This is a genomic window from Xanthomonas sp. DAR33341, from assembly GCF_003992815.1.
Taxonomy (GTDB): Bacteria; Pseudomonadota; Gammaproteobacteria; order Xanthomonadales; family Xanthomonadaceae; genus Xanthomonas; species Xanthomonas cissicola.
This window is the reverse complement of the sequence record NZ_QEYV01000012.1, coordinates 258972-279447: the sequence shown is the minus strand read 5'-3', so window position 1 is coordinate 279447 and position 20476 is coordinate 258972. Positions and strand designations below refer to the sequence as shown.

16 protein-coding genes and 1 pseudogene are annotated in these 20476 nt (G+C 58.9%); 7 read left to right on the top strand and 10 right to left on the bottom strand.

Annotation, left to right across the window (positions count from 1 at the left end; all coding sequences use genetic code 11):
• The first annotated feature begins 202 nt into the window (after positions 1-202).
• Positions 203-1789, top strand: a complete 1587-nt coding sequence (locus EO156_RS03295) for an SDR family oxidoreductase (protein WP_005931175.1) — start codon at positions 203-205, stop codon at positions 1787-1789.
• A gap of 88 nt (positions 1790-1877) precedes the next feature.
• Here the strand turns inward: EO156_RS03295 and EO156_RS03290 are convergent, their stop codons facing one another.
• Together EO156_RS03290 and EO156_RS03285 are read right to left on the bottom strand one after the other, a co-directional pair.
• Complete coding sequence (locus tag EO156_RS03290) at positions 1878-2189, bottom strand: hypothetical protein (RefSeq protein ID WP_015471681.1); 312 nt, start codon at positions 2187-2189, stop codon at positions 1878-1880.
• A gap of 248 nt (positions 2190-2437) precedes the next feature.
• Positions 2438-3381 (bottom strand): annotated as a pseudogene (locus EO156_RS03285) (AraC family transcriptional regulator).
• Between the two features lie 49 nt (positions 3382-3430).
• Here EO156_RS03285 and EO156_RS03280 point away from each other — a divergent pair.
• Complete coding sequence (locus tag EO156_RS03280; RefSeq protein WP_016850807.1) at positions 3431-4165, top strand: SDR family oxidoreductase; 735 nt, start codon at positions 3431-3433, stop codon at positions 4163-4165.
• A gap of 1829 nt (positions 4166-5994) precedes the next feature.
• Positions 5995-6621 (top strand): hypothetical protein, encoded by a 627-nt coding sequence (locus EO156_RS03270; protein WP_230577990.1) that lies wholly within the window; start codon positions 5995-5997, stop codon positions 6619-6621.
• A 409-nt stretch (positions 6622-7030) separates the two neighbouring features.
• On the opposite strand, the gene EO156_RS03265 is transcribed toward EO156_RS03270, so the two are convergent.
• From EO156_RS03265 to EO156_RS03255, 3 genes are all read right to left on the bottom strand, one after another.
• The gene (locus tag EO156_RS03265; RefSeq protein WP_230577989.1) at positions 7031-7639 is read right to left on the bottom strand and encodes a hypothetical protein; all 609 of its coding nucleotides are present in this window, start codon (positions 7637-7639) and stop codon (positions 7031-7033) included.
• 14 nt (positions 7640-7653) lie between these two features.
• A complete protein-coding gene (locus EO156_RS24280) occupies positions 7654-8283 on the bottom strand; it encodes a hypothetical protein (protein ID WP_026007170.1) in 630 nt (209 codons plus the stop codon).
• An 86-nt stretch (positions 8284-8369) separates the two neighbouring features.
• Complete coding sequence (locus tag EO156_RS03255) at positions 8370-8786, bottom strand: SymE family type I addiction module toxin (protein WP_026007169.1); 417 nt, start codon at positions 8784-8786, stop codon at positions 8370-8372.
• A 727-nt stretch (positions 8787-9513) separates the two neighbouring features.
• On the opposite strand from EO156_RS03255, the gene EO156_RS03240 reads away from it, so the two are divergent.
• Together EO156_RS03240 and EO156_RS03230 are read left to right on the top strand one after the other, a co-directional pair.
• A complete protein-coding gene (locus EO156_RS03240; RefSeq protein WP_230577988.1) occupies positions 9514-10212 on the top strand; it encodes a hypothetical protein in 699 nt (232 codons plus the stop codon).
• A gap of 583 nt (positions 10213-10795) precedes the next feature.
• Complete coding sequence (locus tag EO156_RS03230; protein WP_230577987.1) at positions 10796-11182, top strand: hypothetical protein; 387 nt, start codon at positions 10796-10798, stop codon at positions 11180-11182.
• 244 nt (positions 11183-11426) lie between these two features.
• Here the strand turns inward: EO156_RS03230 and EO156_RS03225 are convergent, their stop codons facing one another.
• Positions 11427-13079 (bottom strand): XVIPCD domain-containing protein, encoded by a 1653-nt coding sequence (locus EO156_RS03225; protein ID WP_078585821.1) that lies wholly within the window; start codon positions 13077-13079, stop codon positions 11427-11429.
• Positions 13076-13567, bottom strand: coding sequence for a hypothetical protein (locus EO156_RS03220; protein WP_230577986.1), 492 nt, complete (start codon positions 13565-13567; stop codon positions 13076-13078). The genes EO156_RS03225 and EO156_RS03220 overlap by 4 nt, the downstream gene beginning before the upstream one ends.
• 532 nt (positions 13568-14099) lie before the next feature.
• On the opposite strand from EO156_RS03220, the gene EO156_RS03210 reads away from it, so the two are divergent.
• Complete coding sequence (locus tag EO156_RS03210; RefSeq protein ID WP_234746885.1) at positions 14100-14618, top strand: transposase; 519 nt, start codon at positions 14100-14102, stop codon at positions 14616-14618.
• An 81-nt stretch (positions 14619-14699) separates the two neighbouring features.
• Here EO156_RS03210 and EO156_RS03205 read toward each other — a convergent pair whose 3' ends face one another.
• Positions 14700-15044 (bottom strand): very short patch repair endonuclease, encoded by a 345-nt coding sequence (locus tag EO156_RS03205; protein ID WP_230577997.1) that lies wholly within the window; start codon positions 15042-15044, stop codon positions 14700-14702.
• A 108-nt stretch (positions 15045-15152) separates the two neighbouring features.
• Between EO156_RS03205 and EO156_RS03200 the strand changes: the two genes are divergently transcribed.
• Entirely contained in the window at positions 15153-16538 is a 1386-nt protein-coding gene (locus tag EO156_RS03200; protein WP_313905535.1) for a DNA cytosine methyltransferase, read from the top strand.
• A 109-nt stretch (positions 16539-16647) separates the two neighbouring features.
• On the opposite strand, the gene EO156_RS03195 is transcribed toward EO156_RS03200, so the two are convergent.
• On the bottom strand, positions 16648-17478 hold the full coding sequence (locus EO156_RS03195; RefSeq protein ID WP_016850793.1) for a hypothetical protein: 831 nt from the start codon (positions 17476-17478) through the stop codon (positions 16648-16650).
• Positions 17479-17536: 58 nt separating this feature from the next.
• Positions 17537-20224 (bottom strand): pyruvate dehydrogenase (acetyl-transferring), homodimeric type, encoded by a 2688-nt coding sequence (gene aceE, locus EO156_RS03190; protein ID WP_016850792.1) that lies wholly within the window; start codon positions 20222-20224, stop codon positions 17537-17539.
• Between the last annotated feature and the right edge of the window lie 252 nt (positions 20225-20476).

Below are 20476 nucleotides of genomic sequence, written 5' to 3'. Positions count from 1 at the left end.
GCCCGGCAACAGCCTGGCTGACCCGCTCAGCCGCCCGCATTGGCGCCCACCACCCACAATCGGCGAAAATGCCCACCTGCCGACTTCCCGGCCAGCGGCCATGCGCAGCGGCGCCCTGCCCGCCCGCTCCCGTCATCGTCTTCGCCTGCTGGCTGGCGGCCATCCTTCGCCTGCGCCGCCAGTCGCCCATTCCGGATCTGCCTTGAACACCAACGCCCCACCCGTGCCCAACGACGAGCTGCCATTGACCGACCGCCTGCGCGCGGCCCTGGACGTGCTGGAGGCCATCGACGCCGACCGCAGCGTGCTGGACACCCTGCCCGAAGCCGACCGCGTGCGGCTGCATCAAGTGGTCGCCAAGGTCTATCACCCCGAGCCGAAGGCGCGGCGGCAGTTGCTCAAGCAGCGCGAACGCGAGCGTCACCAGGAAAAAGTGCGCAAGGCCGAAGCCCTGCTGGAACAACGCGGTATCCGCGCACTGCGACGCAAACCGGTGTTCAGCACGCCGAACTATTTCCCGCCGCATGCCGCCGGCCTGCACGATGCCCACAACGGCGAAAACGCCACTGCCGCGCCGGAGCCCACGCACTCGCCCGAGCTGCGCCATTGCTATGTGTGCAAGCAGAAATTCACCGAGCTGCATCATTTCTACGACCAGATGTGCCCGACCTGTGCGGAGCTGAACTTCTTCAAGCGCACCGAAACCGCCGACCTGCGCGGGCGCGTCGCCTTGCTGACCGGCGGGCGCGTCAAGATCGGGTACCAGGCGGGGTTGAAGCTGCTGCGCGCCGGTGCAGAGTTGATTGTCACCACGCGCTTTCCGCGCGATTCGGCCGCGCGCTATGCGCAGGAGCCGGACTTCGCGCAGTGGGGTCATCGCCTGCAGGTGTTCGGGTTGGACCTGCGCCATACCCCCAGCGTGGAAGCGTTCTGCAATGAACTGCTGGCCACGCGCGAGCGGCTGGATTTCATCATCAACAACGCCTGCCAGACCGTGCGGCGCCCGCCGCAGTTCTACGCCCACATGATGGCCGGCGAAACTGCCGCATTGCACGAATTGCCGGAGACCGTGCGGAACCTTGTCGGCCATTACGAGGGCCTGCGCACTCCGGAGTTGCTCCGCGATGCGTCGGCCACCGCGTTGCCCGCGGTGCATGGCCGTGGGCTCGACAGCGCCGACGGTCTCACCCGTGCCGCCGAACTCTCGCAGATCGCGTTGCTGGACGATGAACTGGTAGGCCAACAGCATCTGTTTCCTGATGGGCGCCTGGATCAGGACCTGCAGCAGGTCGATCTGCGCGGCCGCAATTCCTGGCGCCTGCTGATGGCCGAAGTGCCGTCGGTGGAACTATTGGAAACGCAGCTGGTCAACGCCATCGCACCCTTCATCATCAATGCGCGGCTCAAGCCGCTCATGCTGCGCACGCCCGAACGCGACAAGCACATCGTCAACGTCTCGGCGATGGAAGGCCAGTTCTACCGCAATTTCAAGACCACGCGTCACCCGCACACCAACATGGCCAAGGCCGCGTTGAACATGATGACGCGCACCTCGGCGGCCGATTACCAGAACGACGGCATCCATATGAACAGTGTGGATACCGGCTGGGTCACCGACGAGGACCCGGCAGAGATCGCCGCGCTCAAGGTCCAGCAGGAACGCTTCCATCCACCGCTGGATATCGTCGACGGCGCCGCACGTATCGTCGACCCGATCATCCACGGCTTCAACACCGGCGAACATGTGTGGGGGCAGTTCTTGAAGGATTACGCGCCGACCGATTGGTGACACATACTCAGATTCGACCAGTACTGCGTTGACGCGATGCGGCGCCGATCACACCTGCGTGTCGTCTGCAGCATGCATCGGCTGCAGCCTAGCGGCGATCCGCATCCTTGTTGGCTTGCGCGCGCGCCAGCGTGTTGGTCAAGGCCAGAACCTCCGGCAACTGGTGCCGAAAGGCATCTACCTGCCCGGCTGGCACGACGCCTTCGACGTTGGACTGGTCGAAGATCGGGCGGCCTTCCATGTAGAAGCCATCGCGGCCCTGCACGACGAAGTGGAAGCACGATTGCCACCGCGGATCGGGGCGACCGGACAGTTCCACACTGACTTTGCTGCTCGCGCGCCCGGTGTCGCCCGCGGTGACGGTCACGGTGCGCGCCGTGATCTGGTTCCCGATAGTCATGCTGGCAATGATCGGCGGTAGGACGTCGCCGCGCTGTGATCCCAGAGGCCGCGGATGCGTTCAAAGCACGCCACTACCCCTCCTTCACGCCGCCCCGACACACCACTGAGGGTGCGATGGCTGGCGGGTCGAGCCGATGAACAAGGTCATCGGCATGCGCCGGGCCAGCGATGGATCACATGGGCGCCAGAGACGGACTTCATTGCACTCGCAAACGCTTCAGCCGGGCGACGTCGTTTACCGCTGCGCTATGTCTCGCTCGGTCTCACCAAACGCCTGGGTGCCGTCCCGAACATGCGCTTGAACGCATGGCCGAACGCGCTCGGCGACTGGTAACCGACACGCTCGGCAACGCGGGCGATATCCAGACCGGTTTCGGCAAGCAGCCTGTGCGCCAACAGCATGCGCCACTGCGTCAGGTAGTGCAGCGGCGCCTGCCCGACCTTCTGCGAAAAGCGCGACGAAAACGCCGAGCGCGCATGCCCACGCGCGATGCCAGTTCGGCCACTGTCCACGCATGTGCGACATCGCCGTGCATCAGCGCGAGTGCCGCACCGATGTGGCGATCGCCCAGTGCACCAATCCAGCTTGTGTGCGCCTGTGTATGCGCGTGCATGTAGGCGCGAATGGCCTCCACCACCAGCACTTCGGAAAGACACGACGCCACCCGAGCGCTGCCCATCCGATGCCGGCCCATTTCCGCATCGAGCAGATCCAGTGTCGTGCGCACCGCGAAGGCGGATGGCGAGACACTCTGGATCTTCATGAGCCGCGGCAGCGCATCGATCAGAAAACCACTGTTCTCGCCGCTGAAGACAATGCCCGCACCAAGCAGCACGGTGTCGTCGCCATCGCCCAGGCGCAGGCTCTCCTGCCCGGCATAACGCGAGACACCATCGACAGGCGCGCGTTGCGCATCGCTGGCAATGACGTAGGGCGTATTGCCGATCAGCAGCACGTCGCCTTCGACCACGCGCTTGGGCGCCCGCCGCGGAAGGCGGATCCAGCATTCCCCGCGTATCAGCGCGACCAGCTTGAGCCGATGCTTTTCCGGAAACGACAGCGCCCAATCGCCACGCGCTTCCAGCTGGTTGAGTCCGGCACTCCTGGCGCCCAGCGCGGCCAGAACCTGCGAAAGCGGGTCATCCTTGGACGATTGCGATGAAACCATGGCCGCGCAAGCATAATCCATCCAAGCAGCAGCGCTACCGTGGGTGGCACGTCCATCACGGAGCACGCAGATGACGATCGAAAACAAGGTCGTGGTCATCACCGGCGCCGGTAGCGGCATGGGCCGGGCCACCGCGCTTCACCTGGGCGCACTCGGCGCCAAGGTGGTCCTCGGTGCACGCCGCGAGGCACGCATTGCCGAGGTCGCCATGGAAATCGTCCAATCCGGCGGGCAGGCGGTCTACCGGCCAACCGACGTCACCGTGCACAAGCAGGTCCTGGCCCTGGTGGACTTGGCCTGCTCGCAATTCGGGCGGCTCGACGTCATGGTCAACAATGCCGGCATCAGTCCACTGTCCCGATTCGATGCCCTGCAGGTCGACGCATGGAACGCGATGATCGACGTCAATCTGCGTGGCGTACTCCACGGAATTGCGGCCGCGCTGCCGGTCTTCGGCCGCCAGCAAAGCGGCCATGTCATCAACGTGGTCTCCACAGCCGGATTGCGCATCGTGCCGACGATGGGTGTCTATGCTGCGACCAAGAACGCGGTCAGAACCATCAGCGAGGCGCTGCGCCAGGAATCCGGGCCGCACATCCGCGTCACCGAGATCTCACCCGGCATGGTGCAATCGGAGTTGCTGCACACCGTGAGCGACCCAACGCTGCGGCAAACCCTGCAAGCGCAGTCCGAGGCAAGCGGCATTCCCGCAGAGGCCATCGCGCACGCCATCGCCTATGCGATCGATCAACCAGATGATGTCGAGGTCGGCAGCCTGGTCATCCGCCCTGCGTCGCAATCGTAGTGGGCGTCAGCACTCTCACGCGCTGTCATGCCAATGTTTCCGCAACGCTTGGGGCCTGAAGGCCCCGCTGCGCGGGACTCAGGGCTATGAGCGTGCTCAGACGCCCCTCTCCGTGTGTGCACATGTCTCGACTGGACGCTGCTGCATCTGGACATCGGGACGTCGAGCAACATCACGCTTGTACCCCGTACCGAACCTCTGATAACGGATCAAAGCCCGTCGTTCCAGCACGAAATAGCCTACATTTCCAGAGCACGTCGGCACGCCTCGTGGGCTGCCTCACCGTCGTCGCTACGGTAGCGAGCGTAGCGCTTTACGTTACGCACATCTCTTTCCAGCCTTCGGTCGCCAGAAATCGTCGCAGGGAAGGCTGCGGGCAGCCCACTTCACACCGCCCCTATTTTTGGCGGACCTAAACCGCTTTACCAAGGAAAGCGGCGATCCGAACAGGATGGACCGCCGCAACAATCAGCGCTGCGAGTTGAAGTCCTAATAATTTATGGAAATCGAGTTTTTAATATCAATAAATATCTGATTGGCAGGAACAGCAGTAAAGGCTCGCACATATAGATTTGGCAACGCCGTACCGGCTCTACAGTCAGCCGCACTCATCGCACGCACGCTGTACGTAAAGCCGACTAAAAGGGATGGGGCTTCTTTGTAGCTGCCATTCGATCTCGCTTGCCCCACCGCGACACAGGCCCATCCACTGGAGTTATTGACGTTTTGTATGTAAACAGCTTTAACGCTGGGACTGTAATTTACCGTATAAGTCGTGACGGGCACTGCCTGTTGTGCGCTAGCCGATGTCGCGAAGCCGGCCGACAATGCGAGTGCAATGCAGAACGCAGCCTTGCGGGATTAACCTTTTCCTGAATGCTCTTTCATTTTTTATTTCTTTCAGGCTGGAATGGAATTGGCCCATTTTCATGCCGCCGGAGACAGACTTACCGCACGCCCCTTCGTCAGCATGCTCCATCTTCAGCTCGCAGCTTAATTTCCAGGATAAAATTGCAAGGGAAATCACATGAATATTTTAGGACCTGATCCCCATATATGCATGTGGATGTATTTCACTGCCCCAGAGAGTTATAAATAATCAGACGTAAATTCGATTACGCCAGGCCAATGGGATAGTTAGCTTCCATAACGCACTCACCGGCATGCGGCGCTAGGTGACGCGCTGACGGCGTCATATCACTTCCTGCGCAAGCGTCGGGCGACGGTCACACCGTTCGGAGTCCTGCACCAGCGCCTAGCTGCGAGGCTTGCCATATGACCGGACTTCCTCACCTCGACCTTCCTGGCATTTCGCAGCACATCGTGCAGTGCGAAAACCCGATCCCATCACTGTCCCAACAAGGAGCTGACCCGTGCCTTTCCCAAAAAACACAGGGAGCTCCGGCACGCCCATGTCGCCCGTAACGCGCTACTGCCATCAAGTGTGTCGTATTGCCCCGGAAGCCAAAATTCATAGACCCGCCTTCGCTTCCGAGTTGCGACATTCGGATAAAATGAATTGGCGATCTGCTTGCTTGTTAAATTCAGGCAGTGTTCTTCAATTATCGAAAGATTATGCCTATCAATCGATCCGGCTCGTCTAGCTCAGTCGTACGCGAATGGTCGTCTCTGTCTGATGTGCACGATGAACGTCTGCAAGAAATCGCAGGAAGTGTCGTGCCTGATCCCGTGGCGGTATCCCGCAAGACATTCGAGGCGATGGGCTTGGCAAGTAGAGTCTTGAAAAAGACCGGTTACAAGACGTTCCCGATGGGCCTGGGAATCAGGAAACCGCAATTTGCATGAGTGGCGGCCGCAGCTGGACTCGCATGAAGCTGGCCCGCGACATGGTGGAGAGCGGACATTGCTCTGACGAGTTTGACGAGGTGAGAAAAATTAAAGAATTTGGCGGAGGAAACTGCGGAGAACATCGACGAATGAGTGCAGCTGAGCTGCGTAGCATGCCTAGAAAAATGCCAGTGATTCAAGTCAAGCATGCTGAGCGCGATCACAATTACGTGGTCATTGGCGATTGGCGCGACAGAGCCGTCGGCGATCACGCGGTCGTCGTTGATCCATGGCCAATGCTGAAGAAAGTGCATACGTATGGAGAACGGCTGGAAAGCTCCGCTCCCATTCCCCTGATGTCTTATGCCCCCGGACCAGCAGAGCCAAACCCCTTGCTTGCTCAAGCGCTCGCGGCTGAGCCTGCAGATAATTCCAAGATGGAGCGCTTCACAAAAATGAGGACAAAGCATCCTGCTGGTCCGCAGGCTGCGTCAGCATTGGTTCGCGCATTGAGAGAAAACCATAGCTGTGCCGACAGGGCCGCCAGCACGAAAAATCTCTACCAGGCCTACGTGGATCCAGATGGCAATATTTCCGCTTTTAATGACGCGCCAGCGGGCTACGTAACTGATTATTTGAATGCCAAGGACTTCTTGAAAAAGATTTGAGAAACCTGATTGGCGCGCTACGTGAGCAGAGAAGGACGGCACGTCGCGCAAGCGGCGTTCGTCCCATGGCTTGACCCAGGCTAACGGGATCAAGCTCATCTCCTGGGCAAATGTTGGCGATTTCCTCAAATTTCGATGTTCAACGCGATCGACACGCAAGTCTGGCTGCGAGCTTTGCGATGCGGCCGGAGTTCCACGTGCGTCCTCCCCGACATCCCGCAGCACATCGTGCGGTATGGAAACAACCGGTTGCCATGTTTTCTGGATGATGCCGACCACCCACGGACCGTAATGGTTGACGTAGTCGGACTGGCCGGCATGACCGATACGGGTGTCCTTGACCGACTTGTCGAAGTAATTCACTCCCATTGCCTCGACATTACCCGCCGTGGGCGACAACGTCAGGTCGCTATTGAACGTCAGGTTTCCCTGGGCGTATAGACGCTTGGATACCGCTGCACGTGACGAAATCTCTGGCCCGACCATCCACAAACAGGTACACATCTTCAAGCGTAGGATTAGGATTACGACCCTTGACCGCGCTCACGATAGCGTTCCATCCGGCTATTTCGGCCGTTGCTTCGTCCGCACGGTTACTGGCAAGCACCTTCTCGCCAGCAGCAGTGTAATCGTGCGTGCTACGGGCGATTTTTATTGCCTCTGTTTTGAACTGTTCCCGCGCAAGCGCAGCAGTGGGACTGTAAAGGCTATGCTGAATTTCATGTCCCAAGACGAAAGTCAAATCGCCTGCTGCTGCATGCTTGCCGTTGGCATCATTCACCAGCGCTGCAAGCGGCAGGTGAATTTCCTGATCGCGTGGATCATAGGTGCCTCCCGCATGCGGATCGTTTAACGGCGCGAAGCCTTTCAGCACCTTTTTCTGCACCGCCTCGTTGATCTGGCGGGTCAACTCGGGCGAATCGTTCAGGACCCGGTTGAAGTTGTCCAGATGCTCACGTGTGACACCTGGTTGCTGACCGAATGACGCCACCACGGCACTTGCTTCTTGGCTCAACATGTCCGCTCCTTGGACTAGCGAATTTGAACCCACTCGACGCACTGATGAGTGGTGCGCGCTAAAGGTTCGTCAGCCTCGCCACGCGGGAAGAGCTCTACGCGCATCCCTGGACGTTGAAAAATATCGCTCATCCATCGTCCATCCTCGACAAGATTGCGCTGCCGCGAGAAACCCATTTTTTCGAGGTGCGCCGCAAATGCCTCGAAGTCGATCTGGCAGATATCCGACATAGACGGAGACACTTCTGGCGGATTAGGCAGGAACAGGAACTCGAACCATGCACCCTTTATTTCAGTTTTGTTGACACCAAACCCGTAGTTCCAGTCTCGGGTCAGCACTCCGCTGGCACCGAACCGCCCGGAACCATCACCGCGGTGCTGTACCGACTGGCCCATTGCTCGAGACACATGGTCGGCAGTGAACGATTCAATACTGGTGCTTGTGCGAATCAGCTCCAGTACCCGCTCCAATGCTTCCTGCGCGGTACGTGGTCCACCTTTAGAAGGATCTGCAGGTACGTGATCGGCTGAGGAACTCATGGCAGATGTCTCCGTGACGGTTGCCGGGGCTGGGGTGGCCGCGGTATGGGCGCATGCGCCCAGAGCGAGGGTGGCGAGCAAGGCGTAGAGGGGGCGCGCGATCATGAAGCGTCCGGTGTGCGCTGGTGTGGCTGCGACGCTAGTGGCATCCGGCACCGAGGTCAATCGCAAGGGGTCTGGCAGCCGCAGCATCATCGCCGCACGCTACGCACCCTGGCCGGCGCCTCCACCGGCGGCAACACCTCCATCAACAACTGCCCCGCGCTGGCGGTGATGCGCAGCTTGGTGCCGATGGCGAAGCCCAGTTGCTCCAGCCATAGGCCGCTGAGGCGGACATGGGGCACGTGCTGGTCGCCGGCATGTTCGTGGGCGCCGGGGTAATGGGTGTAGCTGACGGTGCATTGGCGCGGGCGGCGGGCGCGGCGTGGTGCGCGTAGCGTGCCGGGGCCTTGCGGGGAGGCGTCCGGGTCGGGTGGCAGCATCGGTGGCAGCGTGGTGCGGTCGGGTTCCACAACGACCCACTGCACCCGCTTGGGCGGCATGGGGCGCGTACGCATGCGGGGCGACCGTGCGCTGGCAGATGCGGTGGGTGGGCGACGAGGCGTCATGGCGCCTCCGGATGATGGCCGGCGATGGGTGCAGCAATGCACTGCTGCAACGCCACGGCACTGCGTGCGAACTGGCCACGCAAGGTGCGCGGCAACACAACGAGCTGTCGAGTCGGCGAATGCGCGGGATCGTCGCTCGCCTGCTCAACAGCTGCGCGTGCGACGAGCTGGCGCAGCACATCGCCCATATCCCACCGCAGGCGGTGAGCGGAAGCTGGCAACAGATCAACTGGCACAGATGCCGGCATGGATGGTGCGGTAGACATAGCAACGCCCTCCTGGAACAACCCAAGAACCGCCGCCAACGGCGACGGGATGTCGGGAGGTTCGAAACCGCACGTAGCCGGCGGGCATATTCCCCTTGCGGGTGTTGTATTAGCCGCCCTCCCGACGCAGGCATTGCGTCGGCTTGTACCTGCAGGATGCAGGCACAAAAAACCCACCGGTTTGACGGAGGTGGGTACCGCTACGTGAGGAGTTTCGACGCTCCTTGAGGCAGAGGTTGCAACGCGCAGACTGCGATGTCAACACACGTGATCTCGACTTAGAAGGCGACTACAAGAAGCACCAACACGCAACCCATGTGCTCACCCCTCAAGATCACAAGCTCCCGAGTGCTCCCCGCACGCTTGCGCAAAATGGGTCTCGTGCTCTCGCGGAATCTGTACCTAGCCGTGTCGGCCAGACAGCTCTAATCTTGCCGCATCATTCAGCAGTGACGGGCGACATGAGACGTAGCGACTTAGCACCAAGCGTGCCTTTGACTTTTAAAGCTTTAGAAGAACGCCTACGGGTGCTGCCACAGTTCCCGGCAGACAATGCCAGCCCTAGTCGCCTAGTGCGCGGCGCTGCCATTGTTTTGGCGAGCGCAATAGCGTCTACGCTGATTGCGTCGTTCTTCAGTTTTACGAGTATTCCGCCTCAGTTGCTGGCAAAGGTCGCAACCGCCGGCTTCTGGGTTGCATTAGCGGCGCTAGGGGTCCTGATGCTAATTAGTCTCTACGGGATCGTGAGCGATCTACGTCAATGGACAGTCGATCAGGCTATGCGCACCGATCATCAGCTAGAGCAATTTCTGCAGGAAGTGACTTGGCTGCAAGGGTATCCGGCAGCAACCCTGCAAATCATGCTGGATCACGCTCGCTACAGCCATACACGCCGTGCAGGCCGAATTGCGTTAATAGCCGGGAGCGTCGACAAGCTAGGCCTGCTTCCAGTCGCCGCGTCGCTCTTCCTGGTCATGCGCGCTGGTGGAAATCCTCTAGCGATGTCTCCACTGACACCGATGATTGGTATTTTTCTGCTGTTCTTTTGGATGATCTGCTGGGTGGCCACCTCGGCTAGGGGAAAGCTTCAGACGTATGAATATTTGCTCGACATGGCATTGAAAAGCAAAGAGAAGGATGAAGCAGCAACCAACGCATAGACTAGGGGCCAAACGGAATCAAGTTGATCAGGCCCCGTTACGTCATCGCTCCATTTCCTCACAGAAGCGTACTTGCAACCGACGTCCACATGGACGATCGTCTATGTGATTGCTTTAGAGTTGTCAGAACATGCAAACAAATCCTTTGGCCAACCGCAGCCCTCTGGCACTACTGGCAGCCGCTGGTCTTTTTTTCATATCAGCATGCTCCGCCATGCAGGAAGACCCACGGTTCGGCTTTAATCCTCAACAGTCTGCCGCCAACGCAAGGCAGCAATTTGGAGCGGCCAACCCTGCTGGTTCGCCCCTCACGACCGCGCAAAGGAATCTTGAGAGCCTTGGCTTCCAATGCAAGGTACTGACCTCTCCGGGAGCTGGTTACAAGACATCAGTTGTCTGCACGCTTTCTCCCATCAAGAAGAAGGCGCAGCCATCAGTGACAGCTCCAGCCGTAGCGGTTACCTGGATGGTCGGAATACACTCTACTGACGGAATCCACTTGAGTAAGCTCGTAGTGAATCGAGCTCCGCAGGACATTGGAGAGCGTTATTCTGCTTAGACGAATCCACACATAGGCATTGATGTGAATTTAAAAATAAGGCCGATTATCGCTACGGGATTTCTTGCACTTTCAACCTTGGCTGCTTGTGCAGGAGGAGCCATACGTTCTTATTACAAGAAGAATGATGTTCAGCCGGTCAAGGTCGAAAAAGCGGAGGATAAATCCCTCAAAATCACGTACCGCATTCCGGCAGAGAGCCTCTTTTATTCTCCCGGTGTTGATTACAAGAATGACCACGGCGTGCTGCGTATCGCCATCCGCAGATGTGTCATCACTGATCAATGCGATGCTGTGGCAAAAGCTGCCGGGCCAGCAGCGGAGCCATGGAAAGTAGGGGTCACCGTTCCGTATGGAGGCAAAGAGGTCGTACTGGTCTACGCAGATACCGAAGAGACGTTTCACCCTTAATTTCATCAAGCGCAATGCACTAAAAACATGCCCTGATTTACAGCGGCAAGATGCCTTGCGTCACGCAGCTTTTCCCACGATGGTCGGAGCTATTGCTGGTGCCAGGCTAGTCAATCGATCTCGCAAGCCGCGCGCCGTCGACTAGTAAGCGAACCTGAGACCGCGTCATGGCTGCACCTGCCTCACACAGCGCACCGCTCGCGGAAGCTTGTGACAGCCCCACGCCAAGCAAACATATAAAACTTCACACCATGCGGTGTTGCGGTGCAATCGACTGCTCGCGCTGTTGCTCCTGCTGCTGAGACTGCTGTTGACGGTGCGTTTCGCCCAAGGCTTGCAATTGCGCGAGCGACTGCTCGACAGGCTGCGCAATCGCGTCGCTCGTCTTCATATGCGCCATCTTGTGAGCCGGATCGTTCAACGCGCCTTCCACAACGAAGACGTTCTCGCCTTGCTGCACGGACTTGGTGTTCTCGCTCAGCACAACGTGATCGATCCGAGACAGCCCGTGCTCTTTGGCCAAATGCGCGCTACTTGCTGCCAGGCGGGCACTGTTGGCGTCATAGTCGCGGCCGAGGCCTTGCTCAAGGCGACGCACAGCGTCTTCAGCTTGGCGATGAAGTGGGTCTTGCGGTGGCGACACAGCGCCATGCCTGGACGGCACAGGCCGCTGATCAGGAGGTGCTGGTTGAGCTGGTTGCTCGGTCCCGCGCAATGGAGCTGCATGCGGGTCGATATGAAGCAACCTGCGCTGCTGACCATTCTCGTTAACAGTGAGGTCCGTGGTGCCATCGCCATTTCGTGTACGCGCAAGATTTCCCCGTTCAACCCCACTCCAAGTACCACCCACAAATGCGTGACCTCGGCCTGTCTTGTCCCAGTTCACCAGATCATTGCCTGCAGCATAAAAGCCAGCACCATTGAAATGCGTGGGGTCGGCTCGATCCGTTGCAGCGTTTTGATAGGTGGCGCCACGGTCCAGAGCACCGACAAATTCTTCTGCCCGGTTGTAGTGCAAAAACAGGTTCTTCACCGTTGGATATTCGTGCGCAAGGTTTGGAGCTGCGTGCGCCCCACCAAGTGTTGTTGGGTCCACCAACGGATTGGCAACCACACTGGCCCAAGCCGATGCAAGCGGACTATCCCGATGCGCATTGCGCAACGAATTCACAACGTCAGCGCCTTCTAAGGCCTTGTCCCGTCCCATCTCGAGGTAGTCACCACGCCCGGTCACTCTTGGGTTCAAAGCGTCGATGGCAGCACTCACGTCGGCAACCGAATGGTATTGATTGGCCTCTATGTTGCGAATCATCGGCCCCGTACGCGTTTCGTTCTGATTGTAGGCTTTGCCAACCATCGTCGCTAACTTCACTTGATCGTACAACGAAGCATTTTGATAGAGCTCACTTCGCTGCAGTGGCGCGATGGCGCGATCCATCAACTTGTCGATCTGCGCGACATCGCGTTGATGCACCCAGCTGATCCCTTCATTCGACGAAAGGAACATGTCTAACCGTGATTTCACTTCGGCATCAAGTGGTCGCCCTGCGTCGGCGCGGATGGCACGGCCATTGCGCCCAAGGTCGGCAATGGTCTGGCTAACCTGCTGCTCGTTAAGGACAAGATCGCGCTGCTGCCCATTTGCCCACTGTTGATATGCATTCACTAGGTCCCTTGGAACGTTTTCTCCGTTAGGGACGTTTGGTTGATAATGTTGACCCAAATCCGTTTGGATGGTGCCGATCGTATAACCGCTGTTATCGGCTGGCTCTAGTAGCGGGGTCCTTGGGTTGTCACCAGCGACCTCCAATCGATAGGCCGCATATCCGCTCTCAGATGTCACACCGACAGCGAAGTACAAACTCGCCCGCAACTCCTGCTCTGTGAGCGTGCTCATGAACCGCTCTCCGTATCTGCACATTTCTCTGCTGGAATCTGCTGCCCCTCAACATCTGGACGCAGGGCGACATCCCGCTTGTACTCAGAACCGAACTTTTGATAGCGCACCAAGGCCCCTTGTTCCAGTACGAAGTAGTCTTCATCTCCGGAGAACTTTGGACACGCCTCATAGCCCGCCTCACCGTCATCGCTACAGTAGCGAACGTAGAGCTTGCCGTTACGCACATCCCCTTCCAACTTTCCGCCACCTCCACGGAGGTTGGTGCCTTCGCTCCACTCGCCCGTAACATGATTTCTCTGCTGATGGAGGTCGAGACTGAGAAAGTGGCCAGAATCGCACTGTGTGGCATAGGCCCACCTCTTTGCGAATTTTGCGCCCACTGGGCTAGTAGGAGGCGAAGCGTTAGAGCATGCAGAACTCAGTGCGATCGCGGCCATCACCATGCACCGCATGATCTGTTTACTGACTTTTTTCTGAGCTGTCATTAAAACTTCCTTGATCTTCGCAATCGGCGGACTGGGTAGGACTGGGACTTTACTGCAAACAGCAGCCTGGATCCTGCCGATATCTGTTATATCTCAGAAATAGCCACAACAGCGACCGGCGCCAAACAGCGCACGGCTGCAGCAAGCTACTTATGTCGGCGTATGCATAGCCAAATCAGCTACGGAATCAGATCCACTTCCAACGCAAATCCAAGGTGCGGCCTCAGCTTTCGGGAGCTGTCCTTGCCGCTAACGCGGTCAGGTTAACTTCCTACACAAATTTCAAGTTACGTCGTCAGTTATTTCGAGACGTCTCCTCGATATCAGCACCAACGTCTGGTTGCGAATCTTGTGCCATGGCCAGACTTCCACGCTTCGACCTTGCCGGCATCCCGCAGCACATCGTGCAGCGCGGGAACAACCGCCTACCCTGCTTTCTGGATGGCGATCGATCGCGCTATCTGCACCTGATGCATGAGGCCCTGCACGCCACCGGCTGCCAGCTGCATGCTTACGTATTGATGGACACCATGTGCATTTGCTAGCCACGCCACCTGCAGCGGGACGCATCGGGCAATTGATGCAGCGGCTTGGACGAAATTACCTCGCATTGTTCAATGGTCGCCACGGACGCACAGGTACGATGTGGGAAGGGCGGTACAAAGCATGCCTTGTGGACAGTGCGGACTACGTCCTTCGCTGCTATCGCTACATCGAGCTCAATCCGGTGCGTGCTCGCCTGACCGACAACCCGGCAGCGTATCGTTGGTCCAGCTGCCCAGCCAATCTAGGCCAGCGCAAGCACTCCGCACTAACACCACATCCCTGTTCGCTTGCGCTTGGCAGCGACCCGACCGAGCGATCCAACGCCTACCGTGCTCTGCTCGATGAAGCCCTCTCCGACGAACTGCTCGCCGACATCCGCCTTCATCTACAGCAGCAGCGAGCCCTAAGCCACGATGCCTTCCGCGTAATGGTCCAAGCCAAGACCAACCGCTTTGACGGCGTCAGGCCCGCTCATCGGCTACGCAAACCGGCCACCGCCGACTGATAAATTAACCTGGCCTCATTAGTCAGACCCCGTTATTCGCATTTTTTCTAGCAATGCAGGCTATCGAGCACGCGCACGAGTTTATCTGAAAGCGTAGAAGGATCTTTCAGCTCGCAATTCCCACACGGTCAGCACACGCCAGCCTAGCGCACGCAATAACCTGCGTTTCTTCGCGTCCCGTCGACGATTGGCTTCGATCTTAGGCCCCCAGTAATCAACCCTAGACTTCGGCATCTTGTTGCGCTTGCACGCATGACCGTGCCAGAAACAGCCGTTAAGGAAAATGACAGTTCTACGACCCGGGAGGACCACATCAGGAGTGCCAGGCAGGTCTCGCCGGTGCAACCTAAATCTGAACCCAAGTCCATGCAGCAACGACCTTAGCGCGAGCTCTGGCTTCGTGTTTTTCGAGCCTATCCTCGACATCAGCCAGCTGCGCCGCTCCGGAGTCAATCGATCCATGAATCCTCCGTCTCAAACCTTGAGACAGGATTGCCGCAACATCCGCACCCCTTAAGAGAAGGATCTCTAATCATGCAAAATGACCTCTTCCGATCGACAAAGGAGCGAGGGCCTACTATACTTCCGACTATGAGCAGACCCCTAGGAATCGACCTCTTCGCCGGCGCCGGCGGCCTTAGCCTTGGTTTCGAACAGGCTGGATTCGACGTAGTTGCGGCGGTGGAGATAGATCCAGTGCATGCAGCCGTCCATGAGTACAACTTCCCGCATTGCCGAGTGATCCCGAGATCCGTTACGGAGTTAAGCGGATCGACCATTCGCGCGGCGGCAGGGATAGGCGAGCGCCCTGTTGACGTAGTGTTCGGAGGTGCCCCTTGTCAAGGATTCTCGCTTATCGGGCAACGTGCGCTGGACGACCCGAGAAATTCATTGGTGAAGGAGTTCGTGCGGATCGTTCGCGAGTTGGACGCACGCTATTTCGTCTTCGAAAACGTCAAAGGACTTACGGTCGGCAAGCATCGAAAGTTTCTCGTCGAGATCATCGAGGAGTTCAAGGTAGCGGGCTACGACGTCGTTGAGAACTGGAAGGTCCTCAACGCTTGCTCTTATGGAGTACCCCAAGATCGACAACGCCTTTTTCTGCTCGGAGCCAAGCGGGGCCTTCCGCTTCCATCCTATCCCAAGCCTACAACCCGCAAGCCCGGAACCACAGAGACCAAGCTTCCTACGGCACCAACATGCTTCGATGCTCTGAGCGATTTGCCGGATGCAGAACGATTCGCTCGACTGAATGGAAACGAAGCTGTTCGCGTAACGCGCTGGAACGACACTAACACCTATGCCTCCCGCATGCGCTGCATGGACTCGACAGGCTGGGAATATGGATACAGAAGGGACTGGAACCCCGCTATCTTGACTTCGAGCGCGCGCTCTAATCATAGCGACATATCGCGCGAACGCTTTGCCTCAACTCCTCCAGGTGAGGTCGAACCCGTGTCGCGCTTCTTCAAGCTTCACCCTGAGGGCGTATCCAATACGCTTAGAGCAGGAACAGATTCGGCGCGCGGCGCTTTTACCAGCCCACGCCCAATCCATTACAAATGGAATCGCTGCGTAACCGTACGCGAGATGGCCCGGCTTCATGGCTTTCCCGATTGGTTCAGATTCAACGGGACGAAATGGCATGGTGCGCGCCAAATAGGCAATGCCGTACCGCCTCCTCTCGCTCGGTCAGTCGCAAGCGAGGTCATGCGCGCCCTGGGAATCAAGCCACAACGCCCTACAGAAGTCGTTTCGCTTGGAGACGATGCCCTACTACGCTTCGGCACAACCGAGGCGGCCGCCTACTGGGGTATCGCAAATCCAATCGGTCGCAGGGATAAGAAAAGCGGAATCAAGAAGCGTAAGCAGTCGGAAATGTCGCCAACCGATAATTTCAATCCAGCTTTTATAGATTGACGTGCCCTTTAACTTACCTCTGCAAAACTATGTAGTGCAGATTTAGGAATATCAAGAAAGGCGTCCTTAGCCGACGCCTCTCCACTCAGCCCCCTAATACCCATAACTGTCAAATCCCCCTAACAGCGGGAACTAAGCGATAGAGCGCGTCGGAAGCAAGTTCTAATTCCGCAAAGCGCGCAAGCAAGTCGCGTGAGACGTGCTTGAATTCCATAACATGAATTCCGACGCCCTTCTCGGATCTGATCGCGACAGGAACAACCAATTCCGCATCCGTTGTTTCGAAAGCCGCCTTAACCTGACTTATTATTTGCCCAGTCAATATACGCTCACTTCCATTTTTTGCCTCGCAAGTTATCAAAACTTTTGAGAATTCTTTAGTATTAGCCAAGTATAGAGCGTCAATCTCCGTGGTCCGCAACTTTACCGTCATCTGGAGATGCGTAACCTCCTTAACTTGCAGCGCTGAGACAGTCGCCATATGCTGCTCAATTACTCGTAGATTTACGGCAGTCTGGATTAACCAAGCCTCATCCGACCTTCCAAGATCCCTTGAGGCCAAGGACATGCTTACCGACTGCATATCTATGTTTTTTGTTTCGTGCGTGGCTCTATAGAGGTCGGGAAAAGGCTCATCCTGCCCGACAGCGTAAGGAACGAATTCAAAAGAATCACCGGTCCCAGTGCGTTGCTCGCCAGTAAACCTTAAAAGCGCTACTTCTTGAGGCCAAATTCTCGAGGCCCTGCGGCTGCGTATAACATCTTTAAGAAAATTCGCAGGGTTTCTATCGCTACGTGCCTTACCGTCTTGGACATTGCAAGCACGAATCGCTTCTGCTACGTCTTGCAACGACATAAGCGTCTTGGTGAGCCGCCGGCCAACCGGGTCCCAATACTTATCGAACAAGTAAAGAATAACATCCGTTTTATCTGAAGCCATTACTTATCCCCAGGCGCTATATGCGCCGCGCTTTTTTGCAAAGCGCGGCGCCACTACATCAAACCCCCACCGGATTGCTCTTCTCAGGATCAATCCTATACTGCTTAATTGCCCGGGCCACATCCTTGCCCGTCATCTTGCCATCCTTCGCCAGCGCGGCAATTGCCGCATGCGCGATGTAGTAACGGTCGACCTCGAAGAAGCGGCGCAGGTTGGCACGCGTATCCGAACGACCGAACCCGTCCGTGCCGAGCACGGTGTAGGTCATCGGGACGAAGGCGCGGATCTGGTCGGCGAAGGCGCGTACGTAGTCGGTTGCGGCGATGGCCGGGCCCTGGCGGCCTTCCAGCAGCTGGGTGACGTAGGGCTTACGCTGTTCGGCTTCCGGGTGCAGGCGGTTCCAGCGTTCCACGGCGTAACCGTCGCGGCGCACTTCGTTGAGGCTGGGGCAGGACCAGATGTCGGCAGTGACGCCGAAGTCCTTGTCCAGCAGCTCGGCCGCGGCGATGGCTTCGCGCAGGATGGTGCCGCTGCCCAGCAGCTGCACGCGCAGCTCGCCCTTCTTGGGCTTGCCGGCGTCCTTGAGCAGGTACATGCCCTTGATGATGCCTTCGGCCGCGCCGTCCGGCATGCCGGGGTGGGCGTAGTTCTCGTTCATCAGGGTGATGTAGTAGTACTCGTCGATCTGGTTTTCCATCATCGCCTTCATGCCGTGCTGCATGATGACGGTGACTTCGAAGCCGAAGGTCGGGTCGTAGCTACGCACGTTCGGGATGGAGCCAGCAATGACCTGGCTGAAGCCGTCTTCGTGCTGCAGGCCTTCGCCGTTGAGCGTGGTGCGGCCGGCGGTGCCGCCGAGCAGGAAGCCACGCGTGCGCATGTCCGCTGCCTGCCAGGCGATGTCGCCCACGCGCTGGAAGCCGAACATGGAGTAGTAGATGTAGAACGGCAGCATCGGCACGTCGGACACCGAGTAGCTGGTGCCGGCGGCCATCCACGAGGCGATGGCGCCCGGCTCGCTGATGCCCTGCTGCAGCACCTGGCCGGTCTGGTCTTCGCGGTAGTACATCAGCTGGTCGGCGTCGACCGGCTTGTACTTCTGGCCGAACGGGGCATAGATGCCGATCTGGCGGAACATGCCCTCCATACCGAAGGTGCGCGCCTCATCGGCCACGATCGGCACGATGCGCGGGCCCAGTTCCTTGTCGCGCAGGGCGATGTTGAGGCTCTGCACGAAGGACATGGTGGTGGAATAGCTGCGCTCGCCGCTGTCCTTGAGCAGGCGCTCGAACTTGTCGAGCGTGGGCGCCACGAACGACTTGCTGGCCTTGGGGCGGCGCGAGGGCAGGAAGCCGCCGAGCACGCTGCGGCGTTCTTTCAGGTACTGCACTTCCGGGGAATCTTCGCCGGGGTGGTAGAACGGCACCTGGCCGTCTTCCAGCTGGGCGTCGGTGACCGGGATGTTGAAGCGGTCGCGGAAGTGCTTGACCGCCGCATCGTCCAGCTTCTTGGTCTGGTGGGTGGGGTTGAGCGCCTCACCGGCCGAGCCCATGCCATAGCCCTTGACCGTCTTGGCCAGGATCACGGTGGGCATGCCGGTGGTGTTCACGGCCTGGTGGTAGGCGGCGTACACCTTGTGCGGGTCGTGGCCGCCACGGTTCAGGCGCCAGATGTCGTCGTCGGACAGGCCGGCCACCATGGCCGCGGTCTCCGGGTACTTGCCGAAGAAGTTGGCGCGCGTGTAGGCGCCGCCGAAGGCCTTGCAGTTCTGGTATTCGCCGTCGACGGTTTCCATCATCAGCTTGCGCAGCACGCCGTCGCTGTCCTTGGCCAGCAGGGCGTCCCAGTAGCCGCCCCAGAGCAGCTTGATGACATTCCAGCCGCCGCCACGGAACACGCCTTCCAGTTCCTGGATGATCTTGCCGTTGCCACGCACCGGGCCATCCAGGCGCTGCAGGTTGCAGTTGACCACGAAGATGAGGTTGTCCAGGCCTTCGCGGCCAGCCAGCGCGATGGCGCCGAGGGTTTCGGGTTCGTCCGACTCGCCGTCGCCGATGAAGCACCACACCTTACGGTCGGACTTCTCGATGAGGCCGCGGTTTTCCAGGTAACGCATGAACTGCGCCTGGTAGATGGCGGCCAGCGGGCCCAGGCCCATCGACACGGTGGGGGTCTGCCAGAACTCGGGCATCAGCCACGGGTGCGGGTAGGAGGAGATGCCCTGGCCGTCCACTTCCATGCGGAAGTTGTCCAGCTGGGACTGGCTGATGCGGCCTTCGAGGAAGGCGCGGGCGTAGATGCCCGGGGCGCTGTGGCCCTGGATGAACAGCAAATCGCCCGGATGGTTGTCCGAAGGCGCGCGCCAGAAGTGGTTGAAGCCCACGTCGTAGAGCGTGGCGCTGGAGGCGAACGAGGCGATGTGGCCGCCCAGGTCACCCGGCTTGCGGTTGGCCCGCACGACCGTGGCCATGGCGTTCCAGCGGATGATCGAGCGGATCTTCCACTCCAGCGCGGAGTCGCCGGGGTGCTTGGCCTCGTTGGCCGGTGCGATGGTGTTGACGTACTCGGTGGTGGGCGAGAACGGCAGGTAAGCGCCGGCGCGGCGGGTCTGTTCGACCATGCCTTCCAGCAGCTGATGGGCGCGCTCCGGGCCTTCGACGTCGATGACGGCCTTGATCGATTCGAGCCACTCCTGCGTCTCAAGCGGGTTCGGATCGTTGTGCAGCACTTCGTTCAACCAGTTCATTAGCGCTCCCGGGGGGACACACCCCGCGGGTGTGTCGACATCGTGAATTCGTGAACCCCCAAGTGTACCGCACGCACCTGTTGCCATTCCTCGCTACGGGGGCGTATGGAATGGGACGCTGTCGTGCGCCGAGTGGGGCCTCGGTGCCGGCTGGAACGACGGTGCGGCGCAGCGGGCGCTGCCGATGTACGACCAAAGGATGAGAGCCAGCGGCGGGCGATGGACGGCCGCTGCCGCAGGGAATGGACCGAT

Bases quoted from the DNA above. Each gene is read 5' to 3' on its own strand.
- EO156_RS03290 (WP_015471681.1), bottom strand. From the start codon at position 2,189: ATGACTATCGGGAACCAGATCACGGCGCGCACCGTGACCGTCACCGCG.
- EO156_RS03280 (WP_016850807.1), top strand. From the start codon at position 3,431: ATGACGATCGAAAACAAGGTCGTGGTCATCACCGGCGCCGGTAGCGGC.
- EO156_RS03270 (WP_230577990.1), top strand. From the start codon at position 5,995: ATGAAGCTGGCCCGCGACATGGTGGAGAGCGGACATTGCTCTGACGAG.
- EO156_RS03265 (WP_230577989.1), bottom strand. From the start codon at position 7,639: ATGTTGAGCCAAGAAGCAAGTGCCGTGGTGGCGTCATTCGGTCAGCAA.
- EO156_RS24280 (WP_026007170.1), bottom strand. From the start codon at position 8,283: ATGATCGCGCGCCCCCTCTACGCCTTGCTCGCCACCCTCGCTCTGGGC.
- EO156_RS03255 (WP_026007169.1), bottom strand. From the start codon at position 8,786: ATGACGCCTCGTCGCCCACCCACCGCATCTGCCAGCGCACGGTCGCCC.
- EO156_RS03240 (WP_230577988.1), top strand. From the start codon at position 9,514: ATGAGACGTAGCGACTTAGCACCAAGCGTGCCTTTGACTTTTAAAGCT.
- EO156_RS03225 (WP_078585821.1), bottom strand. From the start codon at position 13,079: ATGAGCACGCTCACAGAGCAGGAGTTGCGGGCGAGTTTGTACTTCGCT.
- EO156_RS03220 (WP_230577986.1), bottom strand. From the start codon at position 13,567: ATGACAGCTCAGAAAAAAGTCAGTAAACAGATCATGCGGTGCATGGTG.
- EO156_RS03205 (WP_230577997.1), bottom strand. From the start codon at position 15,044: ATGTCGAGGATAGGCTCGAAAAACACGAAGCCAGAGCTCGCGCTAAGG.
- EO156_RS03200 (WP_313905535.1), top strand. From the start codon at position 15,153: ATGCAAAATGACCTCTTCCGATCGACAAAGGAGCGAGGGCCTACTATA.
- EO156_RS03195 (WP_016850793.1), bottom strand. From the start codon at position 17,478: ATGGCTTCAGATAAAACGGATGTTATTCTTTACTTGTTCGATAAGTAT.
- aceE (WP_016850792.1), bottom strand. From the start codon at position 20,224: ATGAACTGGTTGAACGAAGTGCTGCACAACGATCCGAACCCGCTTGAG.